The sequence below is a fragment of the Streptomyces sp. VRA16 Mangrove soil genome (assembly GCF_017377775.1).
Lineage (GTDB): Bacteria > Actinomycetota > Actinomycetes > Streptomycetales > Streptomycetaceae > Streptomyces.
Map to the genome: position 1 here is coordinate 110557 of NZ_JAFVLN010000015.1, position 14461 is coordinate 125017.

A 14461-nucleotide genomic window follows, 5' to 3' on the forward strand; every position below is an offset into this window, starting at 1 on the left:
CTTCGCCTCCTGGGCGGGGGCCCGTCGCCGTATCGTCTGGCCCATGGGGCGGGCGAGGCTGGAGAAGGACGGCACCTACAGCGGTGATCTGCCGTGCAAGTGGTGCGATGTGCTCATCGACCAGGGCGGGCGGCGCAGACCGCGGCTGTACTGCCGGTGGACGCACCGCTGGAAGAAGTACGGGTCCAATGTCGTCGTGATGATTGCGGCGATCCTCGACTGAGCGGGGACGTGGAGGGGGAGTCGTGACCGCGATCCTCAGTACGGAATGGGACAGCGTCCGGCAGCGGGACCGGCTCGGCGCCGGGGCGCACGGAACCGTGGGCCCGCGGGAGCGGCTGCCGGAGACCGAGCGCGCGGAGCTGCTCGGGCGGCTGCGCTGGGAGGTCGTCCAGGGCCGGTCCCTGTTCCTCACCTACCCACAGCTCCTCGACGGCGCGGCCTTCGCCGCACTGCGGCCCGCCGAACTCCTGGACGAGCTGGCGGTCCGTGCGATCGGCGGGGGCGGCGTGCTGCCGTTACGCGTGAACGCCCGTGACGCCGATCTGTCCGGACAACTCATCGCGATGCTGTCGACCGGCTTCCTCTTCTCCTCGCTGCCCCTGCCCGAGCAGTACGGCCTGCGCCTCCAACGCGAGCTGGCCGCACGCGCCGACCGCGCGGCCGCGACGGAACTGCTCGCCGCGGAGGGCCCCGCCGGGGCGGCTGACCGGCTGCTGGCCGCGACGGGGGTGCTGGCCGCCCCGCTGCGCCGGCGCATCGTCGCCCGCTGGCGCGACTGGCTCGAGGCCGCCGACCGGGGCCTCCTCGACGTCAGCCTGCTGGTGCCCGCCGACTTCACCACCGCGTACGCCCTGCGCCCGCCACCGGCACCGCAGGTGCTGGCCAGCGCGGCAGGCCGTACGGTCCTGACCTCCTGGACCTCCGGAGTGTTCGACCGGGCCGGGCTGCCCAACCGCAGCAGCCTGTACGACGCCCTCGACCCGCTGGCGCGATCCGATGCGCCCGAGGTGCGCGCGGACGCGCGGCTGTTGCGGGACGCGTTCGACGAGACGTACTACCGGGCCATAGCGGTGAGCGAGGGCTGCGCGCTCGGGATTTCCGCGCCCCGGCGCGGGCTGCGCCGCAGGGAGGTCGCGGCGCTCCCCGCGTCGACGCCGGTGGTGCGCTTCCCGACCCGGTTCGAGCTGCGGCTCGGGCTGCTCACCGCGGCTCAGTGGCAGCGGTACACGGACGACGCCGCGGACGCCCTCGCCGGGTGGTGGCAGAGCCGCGACCTGGCCGCGCTGCAGGAGGTCGGGGACCTGCTCGCGGGCCGGACGAAGGAGCCGCCGGCCGACACCGCCGACGAGCTCCAGGTGACGCGCCTGCAGCAGTTCGTCCAGCAGGCCCGCGGGGTCACGGCCCAGATGGTGGCGGGCGGCGGCATGAGCCTGGCGGCCGGGCTCCTGGGAGCCGGCGCACCGGGCGCGTTCGCCGGCGGCGCGGGCGGGGCGCTAGCACCGGTGGTCGTGGCGGCGGTGGCGGCCGGGGCCCAGCGGCTGACGGACTTCCGGGGGCGTTACGACGTGATCGAACTGGCCCGGGAGAGCGCGGCCCCGCAGCCCGTAAGTGCAGGTCAGGGGCGCTGAAGGGGCGGTCGGCGCCGGGAGGACCGGAAAGGTCGGCGCGCGGGGCCGACGGAACCGGGTAACGTCCTTGTCATGTTCTTCCAGACGCCGATGTACGAGTGAGAGCGTGACGGGCCCCTGTCGGCATCCTTCGGCATCACCGCCCGTCCCCCACCGATGAATCCGTAGTTCACTTCACATCACCCCGGGAGAACCCGTGACCGACAGCAAGAACATCAACAACCCCGTGGGCCAGGGCGGCGGACAGCGCAAGAAGCAGTCCCGCGCCGAACGGCAGAACAACGGTCCGCACCGCAACCTCGACCGCAAGCGCGCAGCCGACCAGAAGGCGGAGCTGCTGCGCAAGATGCGCGAGAAGACCGCCGCGGCCGACGGCACGGGCCAGACGGGCGACGACACCGCGCAGAGCTGACGCACCCCTGCCGCAGCGCTCCTCCGCGGCGGACGTCAGGGCGCGCTGCCCCGCAGGCCCGCCGCCACGCCCCCGGGTCACCCGCCAGCCATCGGGGACACCGGTGCCGCAGTGGCGGTCCGCGACGACGGCCGACTCCTGGCGATCCGCCGCGCGGACGAGGGCCATGGGGAGCTCCCCGGCGGCGTCTCGAACTCGTCGCCGTCGTCCCCGCAACGACGCCAGCGGCCTCCTGGACGCAGGCCCTGGTTCCAGTAGCTAGGCCCTCTCTGAGCCCTTTCCGGGCCGTCCCTGGGCCGTCCGAGGCCGCTCAACAGTGACCAGCGTCGACCGGCAGTGACAGGGCCCCAACCCGACGACCCCGGGTCACCGTGTTCCATCTGCGACACTGGTACAGCCATGCCTAAGCCCGGAGAACTCACTTTTGTCGCGCCGCGCGGAGCCAAGAAGCCGCCGCGGCACCTTGCCGACCTGACGCCCGCCGAGCGGAAGGAAGCTGTTGCCGCGATCGGTGAGAAGCCGTTTCGCGCCAAGCAGCTGTCCACGCACTACTTCGCGCGGTACGCGCACGACCCGGCGGAGTGGACCGACATCCCCGCGGGTTCGCGCGAGAAGCTGCGGGAGGCGTTGCTGCCCGAGCTGATGAGTGTCGTGCGGCATCTGTCGACCGACAACGACACGACCCGCAAGACGCTGTGGCGGCTGTTCGACGGGACGCTCGTCGAGTCCGTGCTCATGCGGTACCCGGACCGGGTGACGATGTGCATCTCGTCGCAGGCCGGATGCGGGATGAACTGCCCGTTCTGCGCCACCGGACAGGCCGGGCTCGACCGGAACCTGTCGACCGGCGAGATCGTGCACCAGATCGTCGACGGGATGCGGGCCCTGCGGGACGGGGAGATCCCCGGCGGCCCCGCCCGGCTCAGCAACATCGTCTTCATGGGGATGGGCGAGCCGCTCGCCAACTACAAGCGGGTCGTGCAGGCGATCCGTGCGCTCACCGATCCCGAGCCGGACGGGCTCGGGCTCAGCCAGCGCGGGATCACCGTGTCGACCGTCGGGCTCGTGCCCGCCATCCACCGGTTCGCCGACGAGGGCTTCAAGTGCCGGCTCGCCATCTCGCTGCACGCCCCTGACGACGAGCTCCGCGACACCCTCGTACCGGTCAATACGCGGTGGAAGGTGCGGGAGGTGCTGGATGCGGGGTGGGAGTACGCCGCCAAGTCCGGGCGTCGCCTGTCCATCGAGTACGCGCTGATCCGGGACATCAACGACCAGGCGTGGCGTGGGGACCGGCTCGGGCGGCTGCTCAGGGGCAAGCCCGTGCATGTCAATCTCATTCCGCTGAACCCGACTCCCGGGTCGAAGTGGACCGCGTCGCGGCCCGAGGACGAGAAGGCGTTCGTCGAGGCCATCGCCGCGCACGGCGTGCCGGTGACCGTCCGGGACACCCGTGGCCAGGAGATCGACGGGGCGTGTGGTCAGCTCGCCGCCACCGAGCGGTAGCCTGGGGCCCGTCCCATCAACTTCATATTCCGACAGGGGAGCGCCACAGCGCTGAGAGTGCGGCAGCCGGAGACCGGTGGGCCGCAGACCCTCTGAACCTTGCCCAGGTCATTCTGGGTAGGAAGTTCGGTCATCACTCAAGCTGTTGCGCCCTGCCCGCAGACCGTCCGAGGTCCGCGGGCAGGGCCGCGTCTCTTCCTGGACCCCCCAGGAGGAAAATCAGTGAACACCACCGTGAGCAACAGGACGGCCTGCGTGGCCCTGGCCGTCGGGCTCGGGCTCGTCACGCTGTCCGCGTGCGGGTCGTCGTCCGACACGTCGTCCGGGTCCGGTTCCAAGACCGTCACCCTCGTCAGCCATGACTCATGGGCCGTCTCGAAGAGCGTGCTCGCCGACTTCGAGAAGAAGTCCGGCTACAAGGTGAAGGTCCTCAAGGACGGCGACGCGGGAGAGGCCGTCAACAAGGCCATCCTCTCCAAGGGCAACCCGCAGGGCGACGTCTTCTTCGGCGTCGACAACACCCTGCTGTCCCGCGCGCTCGACAACGGCATCTTCACCTCGTACAAGGCCAAGGGGCTGAGCGAGGTGAAGAGTCAGTATCAGCTCGATGCCGCGAAGAACCGCGTCACGCCCATCGACACCGGCTCCATCTGCGTCAACTACGACAAGAAGTACTTCACGGAGCACCACCTCACCCCGCCGTCGTCCTTCGCCGATCTGACCAAGAGCGCGTACAAGAACCTGCTCGTCACCGAGAACGCCTCGACGTCCTCGCCGGGGCTCGGGTTCCTGCTCGGGACCGCCGCGCAGTACGGCGACGACGGCTGGCAGGCGTACTGGAAGCAGCTCAAGGCCAACGGCGTGAAGGTCGTCGACGGCTGGGACCAGGCGTACAACGAGGAGTTCAGCGGCAGCTCCGGCGGCAAGAAGGCCGGCGGTGAGCGGCCCCTCGTCGTGTCGTACGCGTCGTCGCCGCCCGCCGAGGCCATCTACTCCGACCCGCAGCCCAAGACCTCGCCGGTCGGGGTCGCGACCGGAACCTGCTTCCAGCAGATCGAGTTCGCCGGGCTGCTCGACGGAGCGAAGAACGAGAAGGGCGGACAGGAGCTCATCGACTTCCTGGTCTCCCAGGAGTTCCAGCAGGACATGCCGCTCAACATGTTCGTCGACCCGGTGACCAAGAACGCCACCGCGCCCGCCGACTACACCAAGTACGCGGTCCAGGTCGCGGATCCCGAGACGATGGCGCCGCGCAAGATCGCGGACAACCGTGACGAGTGGGTCAAGTCGTGGACGTCGCTCGTACTGAAGTAGTCCGCAAGCAGCGGGTGCGCCGGGGGAGCGCGGCGCGGCTCGGTCTGATGGCCGTGCCCGTCGCGTTCTTCGCGGTGTTCTTCGCCTACCCGGTCGTCTCGATCGTCGAGCGCGGGCTGCACGTCGACGGGGCGTGGCAGTTCGGGCGGATCCTCGACGTGCTCGGGCAGTCCGACATCCGGCACGTGCTGTGGTTCACGGTGTGGCAGGCGCTCGCGTCGACCGCGCTGACCCTGCTGATCGCGCTGCCGGGCGCCTATGTCTTCGCGCGGCTCGACTTTCCCGGCAAGCAGGTGCTGCGGGCGGTCGTGACCGTGCCGTTCGTGCTGCCGACCGTGGTGGTGGGCACCGCGTTTCTCGCGCTGCTCGGGCAGGGCGGGCTGCTGGACCACCTGTGGGGCGTGCGGCTCGACACGACGGTGTGGGCGATTCTGCTCGCGCACGTCTTCTTCAACTACGCCGTCGTGGTGCGGACCGTCGGCGGCCTGTGGGCGCAGCTCGACCCCCGGCAGGAGGAGGCCGCGCGGATGCTCGGCGCCTCGCGCCTCGCGGCGTGGCGCACGGTGACGCTGCCGGCGCTCGGGCCCGCCGTCGCGGCGGCCGCGCTGATGGTCTTCCTGTTCACCTTCACGTCGTTCGGCGTCGTGCAGATCCTCGGCGGACCGGGCTTCTCGACGCTTGAGGTCGAGATCTACCGGCAGACCGCGCAGATCTTCGACCTGTCGACCGCCGCCGTGCTGACCATCGTGCAGTTCGTCGCCGTCGGGCTGATCCTGTGCGTCCACGCGTGGACCGTGCGACGCCGGGAGAGCGCGCTGCGGCTGGTCGACGCGGCGGGGACGGCGCGACGGCCCCGCGGAGCCGGCCAGTGGGCGCTCCTTGCCGGCGTGCTGGCGAGCGTCGCGGTGCTGATCCTGTTGCCGCTCGGCGTGCTCGTGCAGCGGTCGCTCGACACACCGGGCGGCATCGGGTTCGCCTACTACCGCGAGCTGACCTCGGCCGACGGCGGCACCTTCCTCGTACCGCCGATCGACGCCGTCCGGAACTCCCTGGAGTACGCGCTCGCCGCCACGGCCGTCGCGCTGCTGATCGGCGGGCTCGCCGCGGCCGCGCTGACCCGGCGGGCCGGGCGGCTCGTACGCGGCTTCGACGCGCTGCTGATGCTGCCGCTCGGGGTGTCGGCGGTGACCGTCGGGTTCGGGTTCCTGATCACCCTCGACAAGCCGCCGCTCGATCTGCGCCAGTCGTGGTGGCTGGTGCCGCTCGCCCAGGCGCTGGTCGGTGTCCCCTTCGTCGTACGGACCATGCTGCCCGTCCTGCGCGCCGTCGACGGACGCCTCCGGGAGGCCGCCGCCGTGCTCGGCGCCTCGCCGCTGCGGGCGTGGCGCGAGGTCGATCTGCCGATGGTGCGGCGGGCGCTGCTGATCGCCGCAGGGTTCGCGTTCGCCGTGTCGCTCGGCGAGTTCGGGGCGACCGTGTTCATCGCGCGGCCAGACAACCCGACCCTGCCGGTCGCCGTGGCGCGTCTGCTCGGCCGGGCGGGCGACCTCAACTACGGGCAGGCGATGGCCCTTTCGACGATCCTCATGGTCGTCTGCGCCGTCTCGCTGCTCCTGCTGGAACGACTGCGGCCCGCGAAGGCCGCGACCGGGGAGTTCTGATGGTGCCGATGCTGGAGCTGGCCGACGCGACCGTACGGTTCGGTGGGCGCGCCGCGCTCGACGCGGTGGACCTGGACGTCGCCGAGCACGAGATCGTGTGCGTGCTCGGGCCGAGCGGCAGCGGCAAGTCGACGCTGCTGCGGGTCGTCGCCGGGCTGCAGGACCTCGACGGCGGGCGAGTGCTGCTCGGCGGCCGTGACCAGCGCGGGGTGCCCGCGCACAAGCGGGGCGTGGGCCTGATGTTCCAGGACCACCAGCTGTTCCCGCAGCGGGACGTGGGCGCCAACGTCGCCTTCGGGCTGCGCATGCACGGCGCGTCGAAGGGCGAACAGGCCGACAGAGTGGGGGAGTTGCTGTCCCTCGTCGGGCTGCCCGGCGCCGAGCGGCGGGCCGTCGCGGCGCTCTCCGGCGGCGAGCAGCAGCGCGTCGCCCTCGCCCGCGCGCTGGCACCGCGGCCCCGGCTGCTGATGCTGGACGAACCGCTCGGCCAGCTCGACCGCTCCCTGCGCGAACGCCTGGTCGTCGAACTGAGGGAACTCTTCGGCGAGTTGGGGACCACCGTGCTCGCCGTCACGCACGACCAGGGCGAGGCCTTCGCGCTCGCCGACCGGGTCGTGGTGATGCGCGACGGACGCATCGCCCAGTCCGGCACGCCCCTTGAGGTGTGGCAGCACCCCGCGGACGAGTTCGTGGCCCGTTTCCTCGGCTTCGACAACGTCGTGGAGGCGACCGTCTCCGGCGAGGCCGCCGACACCCCGTGGGGCAAGGTCCCGGTGCCCGCCGGCGCCGTGCACGGCCCCGGCCGGATCCTCGTACGACCGGCCGGTGTACGTCTCGTCGACGCCGCCGAAGCCCAGCTGACCTGCACCGTCGCCGCCCGCACCTTCCGCGGCACCCACGTCGCCCTGCAGCTCGCGCCCGAGGGCGCGCCCCGCCTCGAAGCGGCGTGCGCGCTGCGCGAGGCGCCGGAGGTGGGGGACGCGGTGGGCGTCGTGTTCGACGCTGCGGAGATCGTGGTGCTCGGCCGGGGCGCGGCCCCGGACGGGGCAGGGCGGCCCGCCGACGGGTGACCACGGCCACCACCCGCACCACGTACGGCAGTTCGCCGCGCCCGCCCGCAGCCGTGCCCGTCCGAACAAAGCCGTACGGGACGGCCCCCGGCCTGCTCGGCCGGTGACCGCCCCGTACGACCGCGAGAGGAGCGTCAGCTCTTGGCGCCGCCGCGCTTGCGCAGCGCGAAGACCACGCCGCCGCCCGCGACGACGAGGGCCGCCGCGATGCCCGCGATCAGGCCGGTGTTCGAGCTGGCGCCGGTCTCGGCCAGGTTCGAGTCACCCGCGGGCGAGGCCGAGTTGGCCGGGGCCGGGGCCGCGGCCGAGGACGTCGGGGCCGACGGGGTCGGGGTCGCCGACTTCGTGGGCGCCGAGGCGCTGGGCGTGGGCTTCGGCGTCGTGGACTGCGACGGGGTCGACGTCGACGTCGCGGCGCACGCCTTGTCCGGCGTCGTCAGGTCCGGCTTGATGTCTTCGTCGACCTTGTCGGACGCCTTGACGCGGACCCGGAACTGCGTGCCGGGCGCCCAGTCGTAGGCGAAGTCGACGCTCACACCCTCACCCGTCGGGTGGTCGATGTGCTTCGTGCCGATGGTGCGGTCTTCCTCGCCGCTCCCGGCGCTCATCTTGATGTACAGCGTGATGTCGGCGGGCGTGCCCGAGGCGTCCTTGTCCGTGACACGGATGATGCCGTGGCCGTCGGAGGTGCAGGTCGCCTCGGCGCTGAAGTCACGGATGCTGCAGGCCGAAGCCGTACCGGCGACACCCAGGGTGAGAGCCGTCGCGGCGCACGCGGCGCCGGCGAGACGCACGGCGCGTGCGGATATGCGGGGGGTTGGGGACACGGTTGTCCTTCACGTGATCATGTACGGGGAGAGGGGTGGCGCGCGAAGCTGACCGCTTCCTTCTCGGCACCCCCACGGTCCCCTCACGTTTACAAGCGCCCGTGACGCAGCGTCAATACACTGCGGAACCCCAGGATCAGTCTTGACCGGTCCTTGACCCCTCGATCCGTTTCAGTGCCTCCCCGGCCTCCTCCACGGTGTCGACGAGCGCGATCCTCGACTCCATCGAACGGCCCCGGGCGAGGGACTGCAGGAGCGGCCACGTCGGCAGCCGCTCGGTCCAGTGGGCGCGGTCGACGAGGACCATCGGCGTCGGCTCGCCGCGCGACTCGTAGTAGTTGGGCGTGGCGTTGTCGAAGATCTCCTGCACCGTGCCCGCCGCGCCCGGCAGGAAGATCACGCCCGCGGTGGAGCGGGCCAGCAGGCCGTCCTCGCGGGTGGCGTTCGCGAAGTACTTGGCGAGGTGGGACGCGAACGCGTTCGGCGGCTCGTGGCCGTAGAACCAGGTGGGGATGCCGACCGAGGCCCCGCCGCCGGGCCAGCGCCCGCGCACGTCGAACGCGGCCGCCGCCCAGTCCGTGACCGACGGCGTGAACGACGGTGCCTTCGCGAGGAGTTGGAGCGCCTCGTCCAGCATCGAGTCGTCGTGCGGCGCGGCGTACGCGCCCAGGTTCGCCGCCTCCATCGCGCCGGGGCCGCCGCCCGTCGCCACCGTGAACCCGGCGCGCGCCAGCGTCCGTCCCAGGGCCGCCGCGCCCGCGTACGCCTCCGTGCCGCGGGCCATCGCATGGCCGCCCATCACGCCCACCACCCGCGCCCCGGCGAGGAGTTCGTCCAGCGCGTCGGAGATCGAGTCGTCGTGCACGGCCCGCAGCATCGAGGCGAAGACGTCGCCGTCGGCCTTGGTCTGCTGGAACCAGGTGTACGCGCCGGCGTCCGGCGTCGCCTCGTACCCCTCGGCCAGCCCCTCGAACAGCTCGTCGGGCGTGTAGAGGTGGCCGCGGTACGGGTCGAAGGGCAGGCCCGGCACGGGCGGGAAGACGAGCGCGCCGCGGGCCCTGACCGAGGCCGCCGTCTCCGGCTCCATGGGGCAGCCGAGGAATATGGCGCCCTCGACCTCGGTGGCGAGCAGAAGCTCGGTGCGGTCCGTCAGGTCGACGGACTGCACCCGGTGCCCGGCGAGGCTGCCGCGGGCGGCAGCCTCGTCGAACTCGGTGAGCGTCTCGATCTCGCGATCGGACGTGGTGCTGGGCAGGGCGGGATCATGGGGTGTCGGCTGCACACGCCCATGCTAAACACCCGGGCCCGCACCGGGAGTTGGTCAGCCCTCGATGACCGACGGATCCATCCAGGCGACCTCGATGGAGTGCCCGTCCAGGTCGTCGAAGGCGCGGCCGTACATGAAGCCGTGGTCCTGCTTCTCGCCGTGCTCGGTGCCGCCCGCCGCGATGGCCCGCTCGACCAGCTCGTCGACCTTCTCCCGGCTCTCGGCGCTGAGGCAGACCAGGACCTCGCTGCTGATGCGCGAGTCGACGATGGTCTTGTGGGTGAAGCCCGCGTACTTCTCCTTGGTCATCAGCATCAGGATGATGGTGTCGCTGATCACGACGGAGGACGCGGTCTCGTCCGTGAACTGCTGGTTGATGGAGAAGCCGAGCTCCGTGAAGAACTTCTTGGAGGCGTCCAGGTCGCTCACGGCCAGGTTCACGAAGATCATCTGCTGGTACTGAGTGGTCATGACGGGACCGTCGCCTTCTGTATCGGATGCTGTCGTGTCGTTCGTACGCTGGGTTAGACGCACGGGAGCACCGAAAGTCATCGCGGAATCAGCGGAATTGCCGAAAGTTCCGCGACGGCCCAGGTCAGCGGCGCGAAGACGGCGAACAGAGCGCCCACGCGCAGCGCCGCCGCACCGCGCAGCATCGTCGCGGGGGCGCCGAGCCGCAGCAGCGCCGCCGTGGTGTGCCTGCGCGTCTGGCGGGCCTCGACGGCCGCCGTCAGCAGGGTGGCGACGGTGCAGCCGACGACCAGGGCCGCGCCGAGCGCGGTCAGCGGGCCGAGGCCGGGGTCGGCGCCCGCGTACAGGACGACCGCCGCGTACGTCCCCGAGGCGACCGCGCACACCACGCCGAGCGGGTGGCCGATGCGCCGCGCCTCCTCCTGGAGCACGCGCCCGGCGAGCAGCCGCACCGCCCCGGGCCGCACCGCCTGCAGGGCGCGCCCGCACTGGTAGGTCAGACCGGGACCGGCGAGGGCGAGGCCGATCGCGGTGAGCGCCCAGCCGGCCAGCACCCCGGCGGAGGAGCCCGCGAGCCCGCCCGGCATGCGGAAGCCGCCGGCGCCGCGGGCGTGCGAGGCGTAGGTCTCCACGGCGAGCCCGGCGGCGAGCAGCGCGATGCCCCACGGCAGCCCGGTCGGTGCGGGGGTCGGCAGCGGTGTGTCCTCGGCGCTGGAGCCGCTCGCCGCAGCGGACCGGCCGGAACCGCTCGACGCGCCGGCCTTCGCGGTCTTCTGCGGGCGCAGCACGACGGCGGACGACACCGACGCCACCAGCGGCACGAACGTCAGCAGGGTCAGCGCGGCGGCCAGCGGCAACGGCCGGTCGGCGGCGAGGAGTCCACGGGCCGCGCCGTCGAACGGCAGCCCCGACAGATCGCCCCGCAGGTGCAGGAAGAACAGCAGCGCCAGCATGGAGCCCAGCGTGCAGGCGATGGCGGTGGAGATCGCCGAGAGCAGGGTCAGCCGGGCCGGGCCGAGGCCCACCGCCGACAGGCCCGCGCGCGGCTTCGTACCGGGATCGGAGCGGGCCACGGCGACCGCGAAGTAGACGGTGGCCGCCAGCGGGACGGCGCACCAGGCGAGCCGGAGACGGGAGTCGGCCGGGGCGGCGGGGTGGCCCATCGCATGGCCGAGCGTGCACAGCAGCAGGAACCCGGTGCCGGCCGACGCGGCGGCCACCAGGAGTCTGCGGACCTGGACGAGGGGATGGGCGCCGCGGGCTAGACGGAGACTGAGCACGCGGCCCGGCCCTCCGCGTCGGTGAGCCCGGCCGTCGGCAGATGCACCGTGGTGACCCGGCGGCCGTCGAGCAGCGCCACCGTGCGGTCGGCGAGCGCGCTGACCTCGCTGTCGTGCGTGGCGAGCACGACCGTGATGGCGTGCGAGCGGGCCGCCGCCGTCAGCGTGCGCAGCACGTGCGCGCGGTCGGCACGGTGCAGGACGGCCGTGGGCTCGTCGGCGAAGACCACGTTCGGGCCGTGCACCAGGGCGCGGGCGATGGCGACGCGCTGCCGCTCCGCCATCACCAGGGAGTGCGGGCGCTTGCGGGCGAGGTGGCCGACGTCGAGCCGGTCGAGCCACTCGTGCGCGGCGGTCTTCGCGGCGCGCCGGCCGGTGCCGCGCAGCATCAGGGGGAGCGCGGTGTTCTCCCAGACGTTCAGCTCGGGGACGAGGGCCGGCTCGGGGTCGATCCAGCCGAAACGGTCCCTCCGCAGCCGCTCGCGGGTCAGCTGGCCCATGGTGTGGACGGGGGCGCTGTTGAACCAGACCTCCCCGCCCTTCTCGGGCAGCAGCTGGCCCGAGAGGCACCGCAGGAGCGTCGTCTTGCCGGCGCCGCGCGGACCGGTGACGGCGAGGATCTCGCCCTCGCGGACGCCGAGGGAGACTCCGGAGAGCGCGGGCGAGCCGCTGTGGGAGAAGTGCAGGGCGCGTGCCCAGAGCACGTCGTTGTCCGGCGGGGCCACCATGGCGTACACCTCGGTTCAGATCAGATATGCCGGGAGATTCCCGTCACCCGTAGGAGGGAACGAAGTTGGAGGCCGATCGGTCACGAGGGCTCGGCTGGTACGTTCGCGCTGTGCGTGGCGAGAACCAAGCGCGCACGGGCAGTCACCTCGCTTGCGGGGCAACCGGGCTGGTTTGGACCCGGCTGGTGTTGATCGCGGTAAGACCTGATGGGCCGCTGGCTCGTCGGGCGGCGTGAGCCAGGAAGCCCCTTCTCCGGAAGGGGCGGATTCAATGGCACGCTAGGGATCCGACACGCGAGCCGGAGAAAAAGACACGGCCCGGCCGCCCCATCTCACTCGGATGGGGCAACCGGGCCGTCGTGCACCGCAGTCGGGGCGGGTGGGCTCAGATCTTCGTCCAGGCCTCGGTGAGCACCTGGCGGATGATGCCCTCGATCTCGTCGAACGTGGACTGGTCCGAGATCAGCGGCGGGGAGAGCTGGATGACCGGGTCGCCACGGTCGTCGGCGCGGCAGTACAGGCCGTACTCGAAGAGCTTCTTCGAGACGTAGCCGTACAGGATCCGCTCGGACTCCTCGTCGGTGAAGGACTCCTTGGTGGCCTTGTCCTTCACGAGCTCGATGCCGTAGAAGAAGCCGTTGCCGCGGACGTCGCCGACGATCGGCAGGTCGTTGAGCTTCTGCAGCGTGTTGAGGAAGTTCGCCTCGTTGTCGAGCACGTGCTGGTTGAGGCCCTCGCGCTCGAAGATGTCGAGGTTGGCGAGACCGACCGCGGCGGACACCGGGTGACCACCGAAGGTGTAGCCGTGCAGGAAGGTGTTGTCGCCCTTGTAGAACGGCTCGGCGATGCGGTCCGAGACGATCGCGGCGCCGATCGGGGAGTAGCCCGAGGTCATGCCCTTGGCGCAGGTGATGATGTCCGGGACGTAGCCGAACTTGTCACAGGCGAACATCGTGCCGAGACGGCCGAAGGCGCAGATGACCTCGTCCGAGACGAGCAGCACGTCGTACTGGTCGCAGATCTCGCGGACGCGCTGGAAGTAGCCGGGCGGCGGCGGGAAGCAGCCACCGGCGTTCTGCACCGGCTCCAGGAAGACGGCGGCGACCGTCTCCGGGCCCTCGAACAGGATCTCCTGCTCGATCTGGTCGGCGCACCAGCGGCCGAAGGCCTCCGGGTCGTCGCCGTGGATCGGGGCGCGGTAGATGTTCGTGTTCGGAACCTTGTGGGCACCGGGGACCAGCGGCTCGAAGGGGGCCTTCAGGGCCGGCAGGCCGGTGATCGACAGGGCGCCCTGCGGGGTGCCGTGGTAGGCGACCGCACGCGAGATGACCTTGTACTTCGTGTGGTTGCCGTTGAGCTTGTGGTACTGCTTCGCCAGCTTCCACGCGGTCTCGACGGCCTCGCCGCCACCGGTGGTGAAGAAGACCTTGTTGAGGTCGCCCGGCGCGTAGTGGGCCAGGCGCTCGGCCAGCTCCACGGCCTTGGGGTGGGCGTACGACCAGATCGGGAAGAAGGCCAGCTCGGCCGCCTGCTTGGCGGCGACCTCGGCGAGCTCCTGGCGGCCGTGGCCGGCCTGGACCACGAACAGGCCCGCGAGGCCGTCGAGGTACTTCTTGCCCTTGTCGTCGTAGATGTAGGTGCCCTCGCCACGCACGATGGTGGGAACGGGCGCGTTCTCGTACGACGACATGCGGGTGAAGTGCATCCACAGGTGGTCGTACGCGCTCTGGCTGAGGTCCTTGGTGCTCACGGCTATCGGGTTCCCCACATATAGGTCTGCTTCTTGAGCTTGAGGTAGACGAAGCTCTCGGTGGAGCGCACGCCGGGCAGGGCCCGGATGCGTTTGTTGATGACGTTCAGAAGGTGGTCGTCGTCCTCGCAGACGACCTCCACCATCAGGTCGAACGAGCCTGCCGTCATCACGACGTACTCGCACTCGCTCATGGCCGTCAGCGCATCCGCCACGGGATCCAGGTCGCCCTCGACGTTGATGCCGACCATCGCCTGCCGCCGGAAACCCACGGTGAGCGGGTCGGTGACGGCGACGATCTGCATCACACCCTGGTCGAGCAGCTTCTGGACGCGCTGGCGCACGGCCGCCTCGGACAGGCCCACGGCCTTGCCGATGGCGGCGTACGGACGCCTGCCGTCCTCCTGAAGTTGTTCGATGATGGCGAGGGAGACGGCGTCCAGCGACGGTGTGCTCCCGCCGTTCTTCGAACTGGGTCCCTTGGGGTCTGCGCTGCGACTGGCCACGAACCTCACTGTGCACGAGGGGTCGTCTGTTTCGCAAC

At 71.4% G+C, this 14461-nt stretch carries 14 protein-coding genes and 1 riboswitch; of the genes, 7 read left to right on the top strand and 7 right to left on the bottom strand.

Features of this window, described 5'->3' with window-relative positions:
* Positions 1-43: 43 nt before the first annotated feature.
* The 7 genes from J3486_RS32525 to J3486_RS32555 all read left to right on the top strand — a co-directional run bounded on the left by J3486_RS32525 (position 44) and on the right by J3486_RS32555 (position 7594).
* The gene (locus tag J3486_RS32525) at positions 44-223 is read left to right on the top strand and encodes a hypothetical protein (RefSeq protein ID WP_207826877.1); all 180 of its coding nucleotides are present in this window, start codon (positions 44-46) and stop codon (positions 221-223) included.
* A gap of 22 nt (positions 224-245) precedes the next feature.
* A complete protein-coding gene (locus J3486_RS32530; protein ID WP_207826879.1) occupies positions 246-1631 on the top strand; it encodes a hypothetical protein in 1386 nt (461 codons plus the stop codon).
* A 196-nt stretch (positions 1632-1827) separates the two neighbouring features.
* Positions 1828-2043, top strand: coding sequence for a DUF6243 family protein (locus J3486_RS32535; protein WP_207826881.1), 216 nt, complete (start codon positions 1828-1830; stop codon positions 2041-2043).
* 399 nt (positions 2044-2442) lie between these two features.
* Positions 2443-3549 carry a 23S rRNA (adenine(2503)-C(2))-methyltransferase RlmN gene (gene rlmN / locus J3486_RS32540; protein WP_207826883.1) on the top strand — a complete coding sequence of 369 codons (1107 nt, stop codon included), beginning with the start codon at positions 2443-2445 and terminating at the stop codon, positions 3547-3549.
* A gap of 24 nt (positions 3550-3573) precedes the next feature.
* Positions 3574-3691: riboswitch (TPP riboswitch) on the top strand.
* 80 nt (positions 3692-3771) lie between these two features.
* A complete protein-coding gene (locus tag J3486_RS32545; protein ID WP_307805026.1) occupies positions 3772-4863 on the top strand; it encodes a thiamine ABC transporter substrate-binding protein in 1092 nt (363 codons plus the stop codon).
* A complete protein-coding gene (locus J3486_RS32550; RefSeq protein ID WP_207826885.1) occupies positions 4839-6524 on the top strand; it encodes an iron ABC transporter permease in 1686 nt (561 codons plus the stop codon). Before J3486_RS32545 ends, J3486_RS32550 begins: the two co-directional genes overlap by 25 nt.
* Positions 6524-7594, top strand: coding sequence for an ABC transporter ATP-binding protein (locus J3486_RS32555; protein WP_207826887.1), 1071 nt, complete (start codon positions 6524-6526; stop codon positions 7592-7594). The genes J3486_RS32550 and J3486_RS32555 overlap by 1 nt, the downstream gene beginning before the upstream one ends.
* Positions 7595-7728: 134 nt before the next feature.
* On the opposite strand, the gene J3486_RS32560 is transcribed toward J3486_RS32555, so the two are convergent.
* From J3486_RS32560 to J3486_RS32590, 7 genes are all read right to left on the bottom strand, one after another.
* A complete protein-coding gene (locus J3486_RS32560; RefSeq protein ID WP_207826889.1) occupies positions 7729-8421 on the bottom strand; it encodes an LAETG motif-containing sortase-dependent surface protein in 693 nt (230 codons plus the stop codon).
* Between the two features lie 136 nt (positions 8422-8557).
* Positions 8558-9703: an LOG family protein gene (locus J3486_RS32565; protein ID WP_307805028.1), complete on the bottom strand. Its 1146-nt coding sequence runs from the start codon at positions 9701-9703 to the stop codon at positions 8558-8560.
* 39 nt (positions 9704-9742) lie between these two features.
* On the bottom strand, positions 9743-10159 hold the full coding sequence (locus J3486_RS32570; RefSeq protein WP_207826892.1) for a VOC family protein: 417 nt from the start codon (positions 10157-10159) through the stop codon (positions 9743-9745).
* A gap of 77 nt (positions 10160-10236) precedes the next feature.
* Positions 10237-11439: a hypothetical protein gene (locus tag J3486_RS32575; protein ID WP_207826894.1), complete on the bottom strand. Its 1203-nt coding sequence runs from the start codon at positions 11437-11439 to the stop codon at positions 10237-10239.
* Positions 11421-12167 (bottom strand): ABC transporter ATP-binding protein, encoded by a 747-nt coding sequence (locus tag J3486_RS32580; RefSeq protein ID WP_207826903.1) that lies wholly within the window; start codon positions 12165-12167, stop codon positions 11421-11423. The genes J3486_RS32575 and J3486_RS32580 overlap by 19 nt, the downstream gene beginning before the upstream one ends.
* A 385-nt stretch (positions 12168-12552) precedes the next feature.
* Positions 12553-13935, bottom strand: a complete 1383-nt coding sequence (locus J3486_RS32585; protein ID WP_207826904.1) for an aspartate aminotransferase family protein — start codon at positions 13933-13935, stop codon at positions 12553-12555.
* Complete coding sequence (locus J3486_RS32590; protein WP_207826907.1) at positions 13920-14423, bottom strand: Lrp/AsnC family transcriptional regulator; 504 nt, start codon at positions 14421-14423, stop codon at positions 13920-13922. The genes J3486_RS32585 and J3486_RS32590 overlap by 16 nt, the downstream gene beginning before the upstream one ends.
* Positions 14424-14461 lie beyond the last annotated feature (38 nt).